18 protein-coding genes, 1 rRNA gene, 1 pseudogene and 1 riboswitch are annotated in these 19227 nt (G+C 38.6%); of the genes and pseudogenes, 19 read left to right on the forward strand and 1 reads right to left on the reverse strand.

Annotated features, from left to right (window positions below; genetic code table 11):
* From rrf to DS745_RS06530, 7 genes and pseudogenes are all read left to right on the forward strand, one after another.
* Positions 1-107: ribosomal RNA gene (gene rrf / locus DS745_RS06500) — 5S ribosomal RNA — on the forward strand; the annotation flags it as partial.
* Positions 108-660: 553 nt separating this feature from the next.
* The gene (locus DS745_RS06505; protein ID WP_206662920.1) at positions 661-1353 is read left to right on the forward strand and encodes a response regulator transcription factor; all 693 of its coding nucleotides are present in this window, start codon (positions 661-663) and stop codon (positions 1351-1353) included.
* 5 nt (positions 1354-1358) lie between these two features.
* Positions 1359-2351, forward strand: coding sequence for a sensor histidine kinase (locus DS745_RS06510; RefSeq protein WP_129077465.1), 993 nt, complete (start codon positions 1359-1361; stop codon positions 2349-2351).
* Between the two features lie 81 nt (positions 2352-2432).
* Positions 2433-3152, forward strand: a complete 720-nt coding sequence (locus DS745_RS06515) for an ABC transporter ATP-binding protein (RefSeq protein WP_129077466.1) — start codon at positions 2433-2435, stop codon at positions 3150-3152.
* A complete protein-coding gene (locus DS745_RS06520) occupies positions 3152-4927 on the forward strand; it encodes an ABC transporter permease (RefSeq protein WP_129077467.1) in 1776 nt (591 codons plus the stop codon). The genes DS745_RS06515 and DS745_RS06520 overlap by 1 nt, the downstream gene beginning before the upstream one ends.
* The gene (locus DS745_RS06525) at positions 4875-5888 is read left to right on the forward strand and encodes an ABC transporter permease (protein WP_129077468.1); all 1014 of its coding nucleotides are present in this window, start codon (positions 4875-4877) and stop codon (positions 5886-5888) included. The genes DS745_RS06520 and DS745_RS06525 overlap by 53 nt, the downstream gene beginning before the upstream one ends.
* A 144-nt stretch (positions 5889-6032) precedes the next feature.
* A pseudogene (locus DS745_RS06530) lies at positions 6033-6485 on the forward strand (GNAT family N-acetyltransferase); the annotation flags it as partial.
* A 503-nt stretch (positions 6486-6988) separates the two neighbouring features.
* Here the strand turns inward: DS745_RS06530 and DS745_RS06535 are convergent.
* On the reverse strand, positions 6989-7642 hold the full coding sequence (locus DS745_RS06535) for a DsbA family oxidoreductase (protein WP_277750902.1): 654 nt from the start codon (positions 7640-7642) through the stop codon (positions 6989-6991).
* A gap of 393 nt (positions 7643-8035) precedes the next feature.
* On the opposite strand from DS745_RS06535, the gene DS745_RS06540 reads away from it, so the two are divergent.
* The 12 genes from DS745_RS06540 (at position 8036) to purN (ending at position 19224) form a co-directional block, all read left to right on the forward strand.
* A complete protein-coding gene (locus DS745_RS06540) occupies positions 8036-8575 on the forward strand; it encodes a DUF2179 domain-containing protein (protein WP_196121206.1) in 540 nt (179 codons plus the stop codon).
* Between the two features lie 7 nt (positions 8576-8582).
* On the forward strand, positions 8583-8786 hold the full coding sequence (locus DS745_RS06545; RefSeq protein ID WP_129077471.1) for an NETI motif-containing protein: 204 nt from the start codon (positions 8583-8585) through the stop codon (positions 8784-8786).
* Positions 8787-8876: 90 nt separating this feature from the next.
* A riboswitch (purine riboswitch) is annotated at positions 8877-8978 on the forward strand.
* A 198-nt stretch (positions 8979-9176) separates the two neighbouring features.
* Positions 9177-9665, forward strand: coding sequence for a 5-(carboxyamino)imidazole ribonucleotide mutase (gene purE, locus DS745_RS06550; protein ID WP_129077472.1), 489 nt, complete (start codon positions 9177-9179; stop codon positions 9663-9665).
* Between the two features lie 5 nt (positions 9666-9670).
* Positions 9671-10810: a 5-(carboxyamino)imidazole ribonucleotide synthase gene (gene purK / locus DS745_RS06555; RefSeq protein WP_129077576.1), complete on the forward strand. Its 1140-nt coding sequence runs from the start codon at positions 9671-9673 to the stop codon at positions 10808-10810.
* Positions 10807-12102: an adenylosuccinate lyase gene (gene purB / locus DS745_RS06560; protein WP_129077473.1), complete on the forward strand. Its 1296-nt coding sequence runs from the start codon at positions 10807-10809 to the stop codon at positions 12100-12102. Before purK ends, purB begins: the two co-directional genes overlap by 4 nt.
* A 131-nt stretch (positions 12103-12233) precedes the next feature.
* The gene (purC, locus tag DS745_RS06565) at positions 12234-12956 is read left to right on the forward strand and encodes a phosphoribosylaminoimidazolesuccinocarboxamide synthase (RefSeq protein WP_129077474.1); all 723 of its coding nucleotides are present in this window, start codon (positions 12234-12236) and stop codon (positions 12954-12956) included.
* Positions 12944-13195, forward strand: coding sequence for a phosphoribosylformylglycinamidine synthase subunit PurS (gene purS, locus DS745_RS06570; protein WP_129077475.1), 252 nt, complete (start codon positions 12944-12946; stop codon positions 13193-13195). Before purC ends, purS begins: the two co-directional genes overlap by 13 nt.
* Positions 13192-13875 carry a phosphoribosylformylglycinamidine synthase subunit PurQ gene (gene purQ / locus DS745_RS06575; protein WP_129077476.1) on the forward strand — a complete coding sequence of 228 codons (684 nt, stop codon included), beginning with the start codon at positions 13192-13194 and terminating at the stop codon, positions 13873-13875. The genes purS and purQ overlap by 4 nt, the downstream gene beginning before the upstream one ends.
* The gene (gene purL, locus DS745_RS06580) at positions 13859-16087 is read left to right on the forward strand and encodes a phosphoribosylformylglycinamidine synthase subunit PurL (protein ID WP_129077477.1); all 2229 of its coding nucleotides are present in this window, start codon (positions 13859-13861) and stop codon (positions 16085-16087) included. The genes purQ and purL overlap by 17 nt, the downstream gene beginning before the upstream one ends.
* Positions 16063-17484, forward strand: a complete 1422-nt coding sequence (gene purF / locus DS745_RS06585) for an amidophosphoribosyltransferase (RefSeq protein WP_129077478.1) — start codon at positions 16063-16065, stop codon at positions 17482-17484. Before purL ends, purF begins: the two co-directional genes overlap by 25 nt.
* A gap of 121 nt (positions 17485-17605) precedes the next feature.
* Complete coding sequence (gene purM, locus DS745_RS06590; RefSeq protein WP_129077479.1) at positions 17606-18646, forward strand: phosphoribosylformylglycinamidine cyclo-ligase; 1041 nt, start codon at positions 17606-17608, stop codon at positions 18644-18646.
* On the forward strand, positions 18643-19224 hold the full coding sequence (gene purN, locus DS745_RS06595; protein WP_129077480.1) for a phosphoribosylglycinamide formyltransferase: 582 nt from the start codon (positions 18643-18645) through the stop codon (positions 19222-19224). Before purM ends, purN begins: the two co-directional genes overlap by 4 nt.
* Positions 19225-19227: the final 3 nt, after the last annotated feature.

The following is a 19227-nucleotide window of genomic DNA, read 5'->3' on the forward strand; positions in this document are numbered from 1 at the left end:
GATAGCGAAGAGGTCACACTCGTTCCCATGCCGAACACGATCGTTAAGCTCTTCAGCGCCGATGGTAGTTGGGGGTTTCCCCCTGTGAGAGTAGGACGTTGCTAGGTAACTAAGAAAAACACATCCGATATGGATGTGTTTTTTGTATTTTAAATAAAAAGTTTAAAATAGGTTAGTTGGTATATGTGCATCTGCGTCTACTAGTAACGCTCTGAAGCAGGCTTCCTCGATGCAAAGCTGCACGGAGTTAATCAAGGAAGTATCTCAGGATGTGAACGAGATCAGTAGCTTCGTTGCTAGGTAGAAAAACACATCCGATATGGGTGTGTTTTTTTTGTGTTTTAAATAAAAAGTTTAAAATAGTTTAGCTGGTTTATGTGCATCTGCGTCTACTAGTAACGCTCTGAAGCAGGCTTCCTCGATGCAAAGCTGCACGGAGTTAATCAAGGAAGTATCTCAGGATGTGAACGAGATCAGTAGCTTTCCTGAGTCTACGAGATATGCTCCAAAATAGTATGATGCCCCACTTTTCCAATTACCGTTTCAAAGTTTAACAAGATGTTTTTCTCATACATAAAAGACCACTATACAATCAACCTTTTTCCTTATAAGATGTTTATAATTGGAAATAAACTCTTTGAAAAAAGGAAGGGTGTAAGAGTGGAAGCAACAATATTAGTAGTGGATGATGAAGAAAAAATCATTTCAATCATTGAAAATTACCTTGTACAAGAAGGATATCGTGTGTACACAGCAAAAGATGGCCTTACAGCAATAGAAATAATGAAAGCAAGAACAGTAGATTTATTAGTTCTTGATTGGATGATGCCACAAATGACTGGAATTGAGGTTTGTAGAAAGATACGAGATTTTTCAGATGTCCCAATCTTTTTTTTGACAGCAAAATCTGAGGAAATCGATAAATTGCTAGGTTTAGAGATTGGCGCGGATGACTACATTACAAAGCCTTTTTCAGTTCGGGAACTAGCTGCGAGAGTACGAATTGTCTTGAGGCGAGTTCAAAAAAGTATTGATAATAAACCTTCCCAAGTTATTACCATACATAACTATATTGAAATTGATATGGAGCGCTACATAGTTAAAATCGATCAAGTAGAAGTAACATTGACACCGACAGAGTTTAAATTACTTGCGACACTTGCGAAAAATCCTGGAAGAGTATATAGCAGGCTGCAACTATTAGAACAGGCTCTTGGTGAGGAGTATTTAGGTTATGAGCGTTCAATTGATACACATATTCGAAACCTAAGAAAGAAAATTGAAGTAGATGCCAATGATCCGCAAATTGTAATGACTGTCTTTGGAGTGGGATATAAGGTAAGGGAGATTTAAAAAGTATGGGCAGAAAAAGAAGAGACATAATCTTTTATTTTATCATTGTAGTTTTATCACTTTTAGTAGCGTTTTATATTGGTCGAATTTCAGGATTGCACCCAATACTCGCTACGAGTTTTTTTATCATGTTAGTTATTACTGTCATGCTTAGTATCTACCTTTATATTTTATGGAGAGAACGATTGAACACAACAGTCGTTGACCAAATCAAAGCTGTCGCTGATAACCCTAATGGTATCAATATAGCCACAGTAGACGGTTACGAGGGGATTATTCAATCGGTAAGGAAACTTCAGAGAGATTTAACTGAGGGAGAAAAGTTAAGAAATCAGATGGTGGCTGATGTTGCTCATGAATTGCGAACGCCAATCTCCATTTTTAAGGGACAACTAGAGTCTATAGTTGAAGGAGCAATACCTTTAACTAGAGAAAGCTTATTACCACTATTGGATGAAACCTCACGTATGTCAAAATTAATATTAGACCTAAGGCAACTAAGTCTTGCTGAAACAGGACATTTAAAGCTTGAGAGAACCTGGGTGCATTTTGATAATATGATGGAGGAGATTATCTCAATTTTAGATGTGGAAGCAGAGGAAAAGGAAATTAGGTTAAAACTAGTAGGTGCCACCAATTCTGAAGTCTATTGTGATTTAGCTAGATTGAAACAAGTATTTATCAATTTGATCGGAAATGCGATTCGCTACACAGCAACAAACGGGAATGTGGAAGTACATATAAAAAAGCTAGAAGATACTGTTGAAATATCGATCATAGATAATGGACAAGGCATACCAATTGAATACCTTCCATATATTTTTCAGAGATTTTATCGAATTGAGGAATCGCGTAGTCGTGATTATGGTGGAATGGGACTAGGGCTTGCGATTGCAAAAGAATTTGTTGTGGCTCATGGTGGAGAGATTACTGTCGACAGCGAGTTAGAAGTGGGAACAACTTTTTTAGTACAATTACCGATATTTCCGTTATCTTGACAAAATCTTAACATCTTCTTGAAAAGATCTAGAAATCAATTTAGTAAATTAAATTCAAAGAAGTGTTAGGAGGAGTAAAATATGAAATTAGTTGAAGTAAACAATCTTAAAAAGATATTTGATAATGGGGAGCAAAAGGTAGAGGTATTAAAGGGGATTACAACGAGCATAGATGAAGGTCAAATTGTTGCCATTATGGGTCCCTCTGGATGTGGGAAAACAACACTTTTAAACACTGTCTCCGGAATTGATACGATTTCTGCGGGTGAAGTCTTTATTAATGGAGTAAATCTTCATAAGATTAAAGCGGAGAAGAGAGATGAATTTCGAGCGAATGCTATGGGATTTGTGTTCCAATCCTATAACTTGATACCTGTTTTAACTGCTGTAGAAAATGTCGAATTGCCTTTACTCTGTCAGGGGATGTCAGGAAAGCTAGCTAGAAAAAAAGCAGAAGCTGCGTTAGTTCGTGTTGGCTTGAAAGAACGAAAAAATCATCGGCCAAGTGAATTGTCAGGAGGACAACAACAGCGAGTTGCTTTAGCTAGAGCGATTGTCAATGAGCCAAAGGTGGTTTGGGCAGATGAACCTACAGGAGCTCTTGACCGTGAGACTACAGAGATGGTCCTAGATTTGATTGACCACTTAAATCGGGTTGATGGGATTACCTTTGTCATTGTTACTCATGATCCAAAGGTAGCTGAGAGAGCTCATAGAATACTTTATATGGATAGTGGAGTTATTATTCAGGAACGAACAAGTAAGACACGTCCTATTTACTCTGAAAGGAGAGAGGACTAATGTTTGCTTACGTTGCGATTACTGTAGCAGCCTGTCTGATATTAAGTACAATTGTTACTGCGAAAAAATATCCGCACTTACGAAAAATGGCGATGCGAAATTTAGTGATTCATAAACAAACAACTTTATTAACAGTTGTTGGAGCGATGGTAGGTACTGCTCTAATAACGACTTCGTTACTTATTGATCATTCAATTTCTAGAAGTGTGGAACGTGTTTATGAGGAACAGCTAGGAGATATTGTTGGAGACGTACCTGCCATTGGTCAAACCATGCTATCAAAACCTTATTTTCAGGCAGAAGATCTTCAACAATTAAAGCTAGATAACCAGCGCCAAGATTGGCCAGTGGCGGATTTGTTACCTATTGTAAGTGAAGAAATGCTACTTATGAAGGTAGATCAAAATAACAACCCAGTAATTCTTAGTCCAAAAACCTATGTAGTAGGAGTCGGTAGTCATTCTGATGAACGCATCAATTTTTCAGTAAAAAATAATCAGATCATTCTTTCAGAGAGAACAGCTGCAATACTAGAGGTAATCGAAGGAGATCAGGTTATTGTTGTCGATAAACAAAAACAGTGGCATACGTTTACTGTTAATCAGGTAGTTCCAGAACAGGGGATAACTGGCTATAGAGGAACAAATAGAGCAACTTCTACAGCAATTGTATCTTTAGAAACAGCAAGATCATTAGTTGGAATGGAGGAAGCCGGTTATACAAATGTCCTGACAACTAAGTTTCCAACTCGTGGAAAGGTAGAATATTACCATTCGTATTCTCCTGGTGGTAACTGGGATACGGTACCTGTAGCTATTTATACAAGTAATGAATTAGAAAAGAGTTCGAAGCTGCTACCTATTTTTACAATTTCAAGCATTACAGCAATCATCATCGGGATGGCTTTAATTACAAATGTGTTTAAAATGGTAGCTGAAGAGCGTCGCAAAGAATTCGGTATCCTTAGAGCAATTGGGTTAAGTGAACAAGATTTGAGCCGACTCTTAAAAATAGAGGGTAGTATTTATGCTATTTTGTCTGGGTGCATTGGGATGGCATTTGGGATCGGGCTAGCCTATTTTCTCGTATTAAAAATACGTGAAATTCTCTCAACGGCTGTTGAGTATAGTAGTGGATTAAATATTCGCTATGAATTTTCGATAGATGTGCTAACGTTGTTGACAGGATTTTCAATAGGGCTTCTTATCGTTTACTTATGTATTGCTATTATTTCAAGAAAAGCTGTCAAGATTTCTATTGTAAATGCGTTAGCTGTAACTGGTGGAGAAGGATTTAGAGCAGGTAAGAATAACAAATTTTTTCCGGTAAGAATTGTTCTGACAGCTGTGTTGTTAATGTCTACGATCAGTTTATTTATTTTTACAAAATCAACAATGTATATTGAGGCGGTTAGAAACAGTGCTATACAGCCTTTAATAAACTTGGCAGTGAGTCTAGCCCTATTATTACTGCTCGTTTGTATTTTTATCATCGGGATGCCGATAATTTTCAGCATGGTAAAAACTTTATTTCGGCCCTTTCCAAAATTAAATGGAGTTCTAAACTTATCGTTTCGACATCCTGAGGTAAACCCAGCTAGAACTAGTATGTTAATCTTTATGTTTTCGTTGGTACTATTTTTAACGAGTTTTTCAGGTGTATTTAGTAAGACAATGGAAAGTCACTTTAGTTCTTTTAACAAAGATAGTGCAACAGCTGGATATGACCTCTTGGCGAAAAAATATATCTGGAACCTGGGAGAAAGAGGAACTTGAGAAGATATTAGTAACTTCGAATTATATAGATGAGAAAAGAATTAACGAGATCTCGTTAATTTCACAAGCTCATGTAGAGGAATTTTATGACATAGTAAATGGAATAGATGAAGCATTTGCTAATGCGAATACTATTACTCTTTTACAACGGGATGGTCATTTTAACAGCGATCGGGAGGTTTGGCAGGCTGTTGCGGAGGACCAAAGCTTGGTTATTGTTTCAGAGTTTCGTTTAGATCGAGATATAAGGCCTGGAGATACAGTAACTCTCGGTAATAGTCAGAAAAGAGTCGTGGCTGTTGCCAAGTACGAAGGGGATAGCTATGAGTTCCCAACCTCATATGGAATGTGGGTAAGTGATAAGGCCCTTTCTGAATTTGTTTCCGATGAGCGCCTTATTACGAAGACGGTTTTATTAAAAGTCGATAAAGCCTATTCTCTAGCTGACACTGCAAAAAGTATAGAAAAAGAGTTTACATTAAACAACATTTATCCGCTCATAAATCCTACTGAAATGGCTGTAGTTAACAGTTCATTTATATTGATGTTCTTCTCGCTATTCGAAGGCTTTAATGCATTAGCTACAATTATAGGGATTGTAGGATTAATGATTGTTATGATTAGGGTTATTCGAGAGCGACGTCAACAAATTGGAATGCTTCGAGCAATCGGCATTAGTCCAAAGCTTATTTACTGGAGCTATTTAATTGAAGGCGCTGTGATTGCGGTTATTGGTATTACAATCGGTATCGTAGTTGGGGCTTATGGTGGCGACATGATGCTTCAGTCTTTAATGAACGACGCTAATGAGGAAATAGAGAGGATTGAAGTAATTTTTCCCTATGTAAAAATTGCAGTTTATTATCTTGGCTCGCTTTTTTTAACATTGCTACTCATCGCATTGCCAGCTAGAGCAACAATGAAGCTATCACCTGCTGAAGCGACTAGGTATATAAGTTAATAGATTAGATGTGTTAAATAAATGATTAATTAAGGGGGACTGTCAGTGACTATACTTGAGGCATTTGAAACTAATAGGCTTGTGTTACGTGAGCTTGTCGAAAATGATTTAGAAGATATTTATCAATTATAATCGAATCAAGAAGTAGTGAAGTATTTAACTTGGGGACCAAGTGATAAAAAACAAACAGAAAAGAGCCTTAAGAAGCAAATTGCCATGCAGCAAGATGGAGATAGAAAAATCTTTGTTCTAGCAGTTGTTCTGAAAGAGACAAGTGTAGTCATTGGGAATGCTTTGTTTATGGTTCAAGATGATGATTTTGAAACAGCTGAAATAGGGTATTTCCTTCATTCGAGTTATTGGAAGATGGGCTTGGGGAAAGAAGTAGTCGATGGTTTGGTTGAATTAGGTTTTCGTAGGTTTGGGATGCATCGTATATTTGCAATTTGTGATACTGAAAATACGGGCTCTGTTAAAATTCTTCAAAAGTCAGGCTTTCGCTTAGAGGGGCATTTTCTTAAAAATTTGAAGGTAAAAGGAGAATGGCGTAATAACTATTTATTTGCTCTGCTAAGTGAAGAGTATTTTAGGGGCTGAGGGAGTTTGGGCTGGTTGGGGATGTAAAAAATGAGGGGGGGGGCGGCAGAAACCAGCTACTTATTGTAAGAAGTTATAAAAAACGTGATCGATTCGGCTGGAATCGATGATGGATCTGTAAGAAGTTGTAAAAAACGTGATCGATTCGGCTGGAATCGATGATGGATCTGTAAGAAGTTGTAAAAAACGTGATCGATTCGGCTGGAATCGATGATGGATCTGTAAGAAGTTGTAAAAAACGTGATCGATTCGGCTGGAATCGATGATGGATCTGTAAGAAGTTGTAAAAAACGTGATTGAATCGGCTGGAATCGATGATGGATCTGTAAGAAGTTGTAAAAAACGTGATCGATTCGGTGGGAAACGATGATGGATCTGTAAGAAGTTGTAAAAACCGTGGTCGATTCGGTGGGAAACGATGATGGATCTCTCAAATCTCCTACACCACCAAAAAAAGCCTATACCCTCATTCAGGGGTATAGGCCTTCATACTTCAATTTTTTTTACTTCTTCGGTATTTCGCAACCAGTCTCGTCACAAACTGCGCCTTCCATGTCACCGCCAGCGTTCAAGCCTTCTTCATCAATAATCTGCTGTAAAGACTGAACAAATGTCTCAGTTGGTTGTGCGCCTGTAATTGCGTACTTTTTATTAACTAGGAAAAACGGGATACTACGAATGCCGTATTGGCTAGCTTCTTCTTCATCGTGACGAACGTCGTCGGCCATTGCATTACTAGCTAGCACAGCAGATACCTCATCACGGTCCAAACCAACTTCCACAGCTAACTTTATCAAAGTCTCGTGGTCTCCGATATGCTTTGACTCTGTGTAAAATGCACGGAGAAGTCGTTCAGTCATTTCCTTCATTAACCCTTTGGTCTTAGCAAACATCGTCAAACGGTGTGCATCGAAAGTATTCGTTAATATCATCGTGTCAAAATTAAATTCCAAGCCCTCACTTGCTGCGGTCCGCGCCATATTACCACAGTTGGCTTTTGCTTGTTCAAGGCTCATCCCATATTTTTTAGACAATTTCTCATATATATTATAGTTTACATCGCGCTCAACATGGGGGTCTAACTCAAAACAACGGTAAACTACCTCAATTGGGTGATCAATCTTCTTTAGGGCATCCTCCAGACGCCTCTTGCCAATATAGCAAAATGGTCACGCAAAATCTGTCCACATTTCAATAATCATTTTATTACCTCCATTCTTATTCCTACAACACTAGTATACCTAGTATGACCTTTTGTTGACTAATTAAATGCCTAGATTTCCTTCGAAGATAAAAGGGTATGATAAAACCAACCAATACTTGGATTAGGAGAATCCTTTAAAATTAATACCTAATCTGTTATCCTACCAAGAAGAGTCTTTTTAGGTAGGTTGTTTTCGCAAAGGTTGTTGTTTTTCAAATAAGCAGCATAGGCATTGCACAAAGTTTGGCGGGCATCTTTTCTAACCTCTAAACTGATAATCGTAATTGCCACAAATTTTACGAAAAGAGCCTTTAGGAAAAAGGCAATTCAGATAGGGGGTACTAAGATGATTGACTTTATTCTAGAGAATGCGGTTGGAATGATCGTAATCATATTAGCGATTAACATTGTCTATGTGACATTGTTTACAATTCGAATGATTTTCACATTAAAGGGACAACGGTATTTTGCCGCTTTAACAAGTATTGTAGAAGTAATCATTTATATTATTGGTTTAGGATTAGTGTTGGATAATCTTGACCGTGTCGAGAATTTAATTGCTTATGCAATAGGTTATTCAATTGGTGTTTTAGTAGGAATGAAAATTGAGGAGAAACTAGCCTTAGGATACATTACTGTTAATGTAATTACGAAAGAATACGAGCCAGATATTCCGAATGCGCTTCGAGACAAAGGGTATGGCGTAACGAATTGGGTAGCACACGGGCGCGAAGGTGAACGCTTGATGATGGAAATTTTAACATCAAGAAAGTCAGAAAAAGCCCTATATAAAACAATTAAAGAATTAGATCCAAAAGCATTTATTATCTCACATGAGCCAAAAACCTTCTTCGGTGGGTTCTGGGTTAAAGGAATTCGGAGGTAAGAAAGACGTGGAAAAGAAATTAAAAAAGAAAAAATTCGTCGTTGAAACAGGTGAAACAATCTCGCAATGTCTTGATCGGATGGCATTAGAAGGATATACTCCGGTACGAAGAATGGAAGAGCCTGTCTTTCATGAAGTGAAATTGGATGGCAAGCTTGAAACGGTAGTAAAAGAGCAAAAAATCGTTTTTGAAGGGAAGTTGAACGACTAAAAACGAACGATGGAATAAGTTGTTAGAAAAAACGTTCGAATTTCGTTGACAAATCTTCTGACAAACTGCTAAGATTAAAATGGATAAACAACGTGATCATAATACTTTCTTCATATAATGTTGGGGATATGGCCCAGAAGTTTCTACCTAACGACCTTAAATCGTTAGACTATGAAGGAAAGCAACTATACTTGTAGTACTTAGGGCCTTTAATTAAATGTTTGATTAAAACCACTAGGAGCCTACTACATTTTTAGCCCAAGTATGAATTTGCTTCCTCGCATAGAGAATTAGCATTATTATATTACTTGGGCTTTTTGTATTGTTTAGAATATTCTAAAAATTATATTAAAATATAAAAATAGACTTATAGGATCATAGGAGGTCGCTATGTCAAAGCCATTAGTTGGTGTCATTATGGGAAGTACTTCTGATTGGGAAACAATGCAACACGCTTGTAACGTTTTAGAGGAATTAAATGTTCCTTTTGAAAAACGAGTTGTATCCGCACATCGAACTCCTGATTTAATGTTTACTTATGCTGAGTCAGCAAAAGAACGAGGCCTAAAGGTTATTATAGCAGGTGCTGGGGGAGCAGCGCATTTACCAGGGATGGTAGCGGCGAAAACGATTTTACCAGTCATCGGAGTGCCTGTTCAATCTAAAGCATTAAACGGACTAGACTCGTTACTATCAATCGTACAAATGCCTGGAGGAATTCCAGTAGCTACTGTAGCAATTGGGAAAGCGGGTGCTGAAAACGCTGGTCTATTAGCAGCGCAAATGCTTGCGACGCAGTATAGTGAGATTGATGAAGCAGTTACGGCAAGAAGAGCCCAAATCACACAACGCGTGTTAGAAACGAGTGAAGAGCTGTGAGACAAATGATTTTACCAGGGAGTACGATTGGTATATTAGGTGGCGGACAGTTAGGAAGAATGATGGCCCTCTCGGCGAGGGAAATGGGATTTGGCATTGCGGTACTAGAACCGAATGAGAATTCACCTTGTGGTCAGGTCGCTGACCTAGAAGTTGTCGCTGCTTATGATGACCTTACGGGAGCTAAGCAACTCCTAGATAATTGTGACGTCTTGACCTATGAATTCGAAAATATCGATAGTGAAACAGCGAACTGGTTAGAGCAGAATGGAAACTTACCTCAAGGAAGTAAACTTCTGTCTATCACACAACATCGTGGCAAAGAAAAAGTTGCGATCGAGGCTTCTGGTATAAAGGTAGCCCCATATCACTTAGTCAATAATAAAGAAGACTTAGTAACAGGAATTAATCAATTAGGTTTACCTGTAGTCTTAAAAACATGTCGCGGAGGGTATGACGGCAAAGGTCAAGTCGTCGTGAAAAATCTCAAAAACATAGAAGAAGCGTTTGATTTGTTAGCGAAATCAGATGAACTAGTATTAGAAAAATGGATTACTTTTGATAAAGAGCTTTCAGTGATTGTGACAAGAAATCCTGAAGGAGAAGCAAAAACATTTCCAGCAGCTGAAAATATTCATAAAAATAATATTTTGCATATGTCGATTGTTCCAGCTAGGGTATCAGAGGAGCTTATCCAAAAAGCAGAGGAAGTTGCTCTTCATTTAGCTGATTACTTTGAATTAGTAGGAACGTTAGCAGTTGAAATGTTCTTAACGAGCAACGGTGAAATTTTTGTAAATGAGTTGGCGCCTAGACCACATAACTCGGGGCATTATACAATTAATGCTTGTGCTACATCTCAATTTGATCAACATGTCCGTGCAATCTGTAATTGGCCACTAGGTGATACAAAATTACTAAAGCCTACGGTTATGGTAAATATATTAGGAGAACATCTACCAAAGGTTCTTGCTACAATTCCACTCATGTCTGATTGCCACCTACACTTATATGGTAAGGACGCAGCAAAAAAAGGTAGAAAAATGGGGCACTTAACTGTCTTAGGTAATACTGTTGAAGAAGCACTTGAAATTATTGGTTCTCTTGAAATTTGGCAAGAGGAAAAAATGGAGGTTAACACATGATTGAACGTTATACTAGACCAGAAATGGGCGCAATTTGGACAGATGAAAACCGCTTTAAAGCTTGGTTAGAAGTTGAGATCGTAGCTTGTGAAGCTTGGGCAGAATTAGGCGATATTCCGAAAGAAGACGTACAGAAGATTAGAGAGAATGCTTCGTTTGATATTAAACGTATTTTAGAAATTGAAGAAGAAACAAGACATGATGTTGTTGCGTTTACAAGAGCAGTATCAGAAACTCTTGGCGAAGAAAGAAAGTGGGTTCACTACGGCCTAACTTCTACAGATGTTGTTGATACAGCTTTATCATACTTACTAAAGCAGGCAAATGAGATTTTGGAAAAAGATATTACAAACTTTATTGAAATCCTAAAAAATAAAGCAATTGAACATAAAGATACTGTAATGATGGGCCGTACTCATGGGGTACATGCTGAGCCAACAACGTTTGGTTTAAAGCTAGCATTATGGTACGAAGAAATGAAACGTAACCTAGAAAGATTTAAGCAAGCAGCTGAGAGTGTTCGAGTTGGAAAAATCTCTGGAGCGGTTGGAACATATGCAAACATTGATCCTTTCGTTGAGCAATATGTTTGTGAAAACTTAGGTTTAGATCGTGCATCAGTTTCAACACAAACACTGCAACGTGATCGTCACGCACATTACATCGGAACGTTAGCTCTTATCGGAGCTTCCATTGAAAAAATGGCGACAGAAGTTCGTGGTCTCCAAAAAAGTGAAACACGTGAAGTAGAGGAATTTTTTGCGAAAGGTCAAAAAGGATCTTCAGCTATGCCTCATAAACGTAACCCAATTGGTTCGGAAAATATGACTGGTCTTGCTCGCGTTCTACGTGGCCATATGGTAACAGCTTATGAGAACGTAGCATTATGGCATGAAAGAGATATCTCTCACTCTTCAGCTGAACGTATTATTATTCCAGATGCGACAATCGCATTAAATTATATGCTTAACCGTTTCGGTAATATCGTGAAGAACTTAACGGTATTCCCAGAAAACATGAAGCGCAACATGACTAGAACTTATGGATTAATTTATTCTCAACGTGTTCTTCTTTCTCTAATTGACAAAGGAATGGTTCGTGAAGAAGCATATGACCTTGTACAGCCAAAGGCGATGGAAGCATGGGAGCGCGGGGTTCAATTCCGTGATTTAGTAGAAGCGGATGAGAAGATCACTTCACTACTAAGCACAGAAGAAATTGATGATTGCTTTGATTACAATCACCACTTAAAACATGTGGATACGATTTTTGAAAGAGTAGGACTTATCTAATTGTGAATTGACAATTTTGAATTATGAATTGCAGTGAGCTAAGCTTTGTGGTTCTTATGGTTTGACTTACCCAATTCATAATTCATAGTTTCACTTTTAGTATTTCACAACCAAATTGGAGGGGCAAAACTGTGATTAAGAATGAGCTTTTATACGAAGGTAAAGCGAAGAAGATCTATGCAACAGATGTTCAAGATGTACTTTGGGTGGAATACAAAGACGATGCGACAGCGTTTAATGGCGAAAAGAAAGATAAGATTGCTGGAAAATCACGTCTTAACAATTTAATCACTTCGCAAATTTTTGAAGCATTAAAAGCCGCTGGTATCAACAACCATTTTGTTGAAAAGCTCTCAGATACAGAACAGCTCGTTCGTAAGGTGACAATAGTTCCTTTAGAAGTTGTCGTTCGTAACGTAACAGCAGGTAGCCTGGCCAAGCGTTTAGGAATGGAAGAGGGAATTCAGTTAGATCAAGCAATCATTGAATTTTACTATAAAGATGACGCACTTGGTGATCCGCTCATTAATAAAGATCACATTCGTCTACTAAATATTGCAACTCCAGAACAACTGCAAGTCATTCGTAACAACGCAATTCGCGTAAACGAATTTTTACTTGAGTACTTTAAAAATGTAGATGTTAGATTAGTAGATTTTAAATTAGAGTTTGGTGTAACTGGTGAAGGAGACATTCTTTTAGCAGATGAAATCTCGCCAGATACTTGTAGACTTTGGGATATTCACACGAATCAGAAGTTTGATAAAGATTTATTCCGTCGTAATCTTGGTAGCTTAACAGAAGGATATGAAGAAATTTTAACTAGACTAGGAGGATCATCATGTTCAAAGTAAAAGTATATATCACATTAAGAGAAAGCGTTCTAGATCCACAAGGAAGTGCGGTTCGCTCGTCACTTCACGCATTATCATATAATGAGGTTCAAGAAGTACGTATCGGGAAATATTTAGAGCTTACTTTAGAGAAAAATGAAAATGTTGATGCTCGTGTGAAAGAGATGTGCGAGAAATTATTAGCGAACACAGTGATTGAAGATTACCGTTATGAAATCGAGGAGGTAGTACCTTCATGAGATTTGCTTGTATCGTCTTTCCAGGATCCAACTGTGATGTAGATATGTACCATGCGATTCGTGATGAACTTGGAGAAGAAGTAGAATACGTTTGGCATACAGAGACAGATTTAGACCGTTTTGATGGAATTCTATTACCTGGTGGTTTCTCTTATGGCGACTACCTACGTTGTGGTGCGATTGCAAGATTTTCGAACGTCATGGAAGCAGTGAAGAAAGCAGCGGCTGAAGGGAAACCTGTTCTTGGTGTTTGTAACGGATTTCAGGTTCTACTTGAAGCAGGGCTTCTTCCAGGGGCAATGCGCCGTAATGAGAATTTAAAATTTATTTGCCGCCCTGTCACACTTGTTGTTGAAAATAACCAAACAATGTTTACCACTGGTTATGAAGCTAGTCAAGAAATTACAATCCCTGTTGCTCATGGTGAAGGGAACTACTATTGTGACGAAGAATTGTTAAAAACACTAGAAGCTAACAAACAAATCGTTTTCAAATATAAGGATAACCCGAACGGATCAATAAGTGATATTGCGGGAATTACAAACGAGCAAGGAAATGTTCTTGGGATGATGCCACACCCTGAACGTGCCGTTGATCAACTCTTAGGTAGCAATGACGGTTTACAATTATTTAAGTCAATTTTACGTACTTGGAGGGAAGCACATGTCGTTACTTCTTAAAGAACCAACAGCAGAAATGATTAAAGAAAAACGCCTGTATGCAGACATGGGCTTAAGTGACGAAGAATTTCAAATGGTAGAAAACATCCTTGGGCGACTTCCAAACTGGACGGAAACTGGACTTTTCTCAGTTATGTGGAGCGAGCATTGTTCTTATAAAAATTCAAAAGTATTACTAAAAAAATTCCCGATCACTGGTGAACGCGTTCTTCAAGGACCTGGTGAAGGTGCAGGAATTATTGATATTAACGATGAGCAAGCTGTAGTTTTTAAGATTGAAAGTCACAATCATCCATCAGCGATCGAACCATACCAAGGGGCAGCAACTGGTGTAGGTGGAATTATTCGTGACGTTTTCTCAATGGGTGCTCGTCCTATCGCTCTATTAAACTCGTTACGCTTTGGTGAATTAGAATCTCCAAAAGTGAAATATTTATTTGAAGAGGTAGTAGCCGGGATTGCTGGTTACGGTAACTGTATTGGAATTCCAACAGTTGGTGGAGAAATTCAATTTGACCCATGTTACGAAGGAAACCCTCTTGTTAACGCAATGTGCGTAGGTTTAATCGACCATAAAGATATTCAAAAAGGGCAAGCCAAAGGTGTTGGCAACTCAGTTATGTATGTAGGTGCTAGTACGGGTCGTGATGGGATCCATGGTGCAACATTTGCTTCTGAAGAATTAGACGAAGATTCAGATGCGAAGCGCCCAGCAGTTCAAGTTGGGGATCCATTTATGGAGAAGTTACTTCTTGAAGCATGTCTTGAGTTAATTAAGTCTGACGCATTAGTTGGTATTCAAGATATGGGTGCAGCTGGTCTTACATCTTCTTCAGCTGAAATGGCAAGTAAAGCAGGTTCAGGAATTGAACTTAACTTAGATGAAGTACCGCAACGTGAACTAGGTATGACACCTTATGAAATGATGCTTTCTGAGTCTCAAGAGCGTATGTTAATCGTTGTAAAAAAAGGCCGTGAAGATGAGATTAAAGCTCTTTTTGATAAGTGGGGTCTTTTATCAAAGGTTGTAGGTAAAGTTACGGATGATAAAATGCTTCGCTTAATGTTCCAAGGCGAAGTAGCTGCGGAAGTACCAGTTGATGCTCTTGCAGAAGATGCGCCTGTATACCACAAGCCTTCTCGTGAGCCTGAGTACTTTGCTAAGTTCCAAGCACAAGAAGTTGTTGTGCCAGAAGTAACGGATGTTCAAGAAATGCTATTAAGCTTACTTGCACAACCGACGATTGCTAGTAAAGAATGGGTTTATAATCAATATGACTATATGGTTCGTACGAATACAGTAGTTTGCCCAGGTTCTGATGCAGCTGTACTTCGAATTCGTGATACAAACAAAGCATTAGCGATGACAACAGATTGTAACTCTCGCTATTTATATTTAGATCCTGAAACTGGTGGGAAAATTGCGATTGCTGAAGCAGCAAGAAACCTTGTATGTTCAGGTGCTACACCACTAGGAGTAACAGATTGCCTAAACTACGGAAACCCTGAAAAACCAGAAATTTTCTGGCAGTTAGAAAAATCAACAGATGGACTAAGTGAAGCGTGCCGTGCTCTTGAAACACCAGTTATCGGTGGTAACGTTTCTTTATATAACGAAAGAAGTGGGGTTGCTGTTTACCCAACACCTACGATTGGAATGGTAGGTTTAATTGAAGATTTAGCTTATGTAACTACACAAAGCTTTAAAAACGTTGGAGATCTTATCTATCTATTAGGTGAAACGAAACCAGAATTTGGTGGAAGTGAACTACAAAAATTAATCTATGGTGAGATCTCAGGAAAATCACCAAGCATTGACTTAGCCGTAGAAAAGAAAGCTCAACAACAATTATTAACTGCGATACATCAAGGAGCTGTTGCATCTGCTCACGATGTTGCTGAAGGTGGATTAGCTGTAGCGGTTGCGGAATGTATCATGGATGGAAAAGTTGGCGCGAAAATCGCGATTAGTGGTGAAAAAGTAACTGCGTTATTCGCTGAGAGCCAAACGCGATTTGTTATTTCTGTACCTCGTGATAAAAAGGACCAATTTGAAAGTTTAGTAGATGCTACATGCATTGGTGAAGTTGTTAGTGAGGCAGAACTTACAATTGTAAACGAAAGTGGTGAAACAGTTATCCAAGTAGCTACTTCTGATTTACAAGAAGCTTGGAGAGGAGCGATTCCATGTTTGCTGAAATCAAAGGCCTAAACGAAGAGTGCGGTGTATTTGGAGTATGGGGTCATCCTGACGCAGCTCAAATTACGTACTACGGATTACACAGCTTACAACATCGTGGTCAAGAAGGAACTGGAATTGTCGTTACAGACAGAGAAAATTTAAGCATTCATAAAGGGCTTGGACTTGTAACAGAAGTTTTCTCAAAGGGAGAAATTGAAACGTTACATGGAAACGGGGCAATTGGCCATGTTCGCTACTCTACTGCTGGTGGAGGCGGCCTGGCTAATACCCAGCCGCTATTATTTAACTCGCAAACGGGTAGCTTAGCTCTTGCTCATAATGGTAATTTAGTAAATGCAGAAAGTCTGAAGCTTGAACTAGAAAGTCAGGGTAGTATTTTTCAAACGACTTCGGATACTGAGGTTCTTGCACACTTAATTAAAAGAGGAAGCCATGAACTATCTCTTGTTGAGCGTGTGAAAAGCGCGTTAACACAAGTGAAAGGTGCTTTTGCTTTTATGGTAATGACCGAAAATCAACTAATGGTGGCTCTTGATCCTAATGGATTACGTCCACTATCAATCGGTAGATTAGGTGATGCTTACGTGATTGCTTCTGAAACGTGTGCTTTTGACGTGATTGGTGCAACATTTGAACGTGAAGTCGTTCCTGGAGAATTAATTATTATTAATGACGAGGGTCTTCGTTCAGAACGCTTTAGTGAGCCAATTCACCGCTCAATTTGTAGTATGGAATATATTTATTTCGCTAGACCAGATAGTAATGTAGATGAAATCAATGTTCACACAGCTAGAAAGAGCTTAGGGAAGCAACTTGCCTTAGAAGCTCCGGTTGAGGCTGATGTAGTAACTGGTGTTCCGGACTCAAGTATTTCAGCAGCCATTGGTTATGCGGAACAATCAGGTATTCCTTACGAGTTAGGTTTAATTAAAAATCGTTACGTAGGAAGAACATTTATTCAACCTTCTCAAGAATTGCGAGAGCAAGGGGTAAAAATGAAGCTTTCTGCCGTTCGCGGTGTTGTCGAAGGAAAACGAGTGGTTATGATTGATGACTCGATTGTTCGTGGCACAACAAGTAGACGAATCGTTAGTTTACTGCGTGAAGCAGGAGCAACAGAAGTTCATGTTCGGATCAGTGCGCCACCAATTACAAGTCCATGTTTCTATGGAATTGATACTTCTTCGACATCAGAGTTGATCGCAGCTTCAAAAAATGTTGAAGAAATACGCCAAGAAATAGGTGCCGATACTCTATCATTTATCAGTGTTGAAGGACTACTTACAGGGGTAGGAAGAAACACGGACCATGAAAATAATGGTCAATGTCTTGCCTGCTTTACTGGGAAATATCCGACAAAACTATATGATCTAGGAACAAGCGAACAAAAACCGGTGAAATGTTAAAAGAAAATTGTGAATTAGGAATTTTGAATTTTGAATTGATGTGGGTCTGAGCTTCGAAGCTTAGACTTTCATTAATTCATCATTCAAAATTGACAATTCAAAATTCAATTTGGAGGTTATCATGTCTAGTGCATATAAACGAGCTGGAGTAGATATTGAGGCGGGTTATGAAGCTGTTGAACGAATGAAGAAGCATGTGAAAAGAACGATGCGACCTGAAGTGTTAGGTGGGTTAGGGTCATTTGGTGCAATGTTTGACTTATCTAGTTTTACCCATATAAAAGAACCGGTGTTAGTTTCTGGTACAGATGGTGTAGGAACAAAGTTAATGTTAGCTTTCATGCTTGATAAACACGATACAATTGGAATTGATGCGGTAGCTATGTGTGTGAACGACATTGTTGTTCAAGGAGCAGAACCGCTTTACTTTTTAGATTATATTGCTTGTGGCAAGGCTGAACCTGCGAAAATTGAAGCAATTGTTAAAGGAATTGCAGATGGTTGTGAGCAGGCGGGCTGTGCCCTTATTGGCGGAGAAACTGCTGAAATGCCAGGTTTATATAGTGAAGATGAGTACGATTTAGCTGGATTTTCAGTAGGGATTGTCGAGAAATCAAAGCTTTTAACTGGTTCGGCAATAAGTGATGGTGACGTGATCGTAGGTCTTTCTTCGAATGGCTTACATAGTAATGGATTTTCGCTTGTACGAAAGGTTCTATTAGAAGAAGCGAAGTTAGATTTACATGAGGTTTATGGTAACCTTCAAAAACCATTAGGAGAAGAATTACTGACACCAACACGAATTTATGTAAAGCCAATTTTAGAAGTCCTAAAACAATATAATGTGAAAGGTCTTTCTCATATTACTGGCGGTGGTTTTTATGAAAATATACCACGTTCATTGCCAGCAGGTTTAAAGGCAGACATTGATTTTGGTTCATGGCCAATCCCACCAATTTTCGATCTTCTTAAAGAAAAAGGTCAATTATCGTTTAACGACATGTTCTCTACGTTTAATATGGGGATCGGGATGATTTTAATTATCTCCAAAGAAGAGGCAGTGGCTACAATTAAGGAGTTAGAACGACAAGGTGAAAAAGCTTATATCCTTGGCCGTGTGAGTACAGGGGAAGGTGTCCACATAGGAGGGCTATTTGAATGACGAAAATAGCAGTTTTTGCTTCTGGAAGTGGTACCAACTTTCAAGCAATTATTGATGCCGTCCAGAATAAGCAGCTCGAGGCTGAAATCGCCATTTTAGTTTGTGATAAGCCAAATGCGTTTGCTATTGAGCGGGCAAAAGAAAATAATATTGATGTTTTTCAGTTTATTCCTAAGAACTTTGAAAATAAACAAGCCTTTGAAAAGGTTATTCTAGAACAGCTACGTTCTCACGACGTAGAGTGGATTGTCTTAGCTGGTTATATGAGGTTGATTGGAAATACATTATTGTCAGCGTTTGAAGGGCGCATTATTAATATTCATCCATCCCTTTTACCATCGTTTCCGGGTAAAGACGCGGTTGAACAAGCGTACGAGGCAAAAGTGAAGGTAACAGGTGTTACCATCCATTATGTTGATGCTGGTATGGACACTGGCCCAATTATTGCTCAAGCGCCAATTTTTATTGAAGAGAACGATACGGTAGATATGGTCCGAATGAAAATTCAACAGGTAGAACATAAACTGTATCCTGATGTCCTAGCTAAACTATTAAACGAAGTTGAAAGTGAGGTTTAACAC

It is taken from the genome of Anaerobacillus alkaliphilus (assembly GCF_004116265.1).
Lineage (GTDB): Bacteria > Bacillota > Bacilli > Bacillales > Anaerobacillaceae > Anaerobacillus > Anaerobacillus alkaliphilus.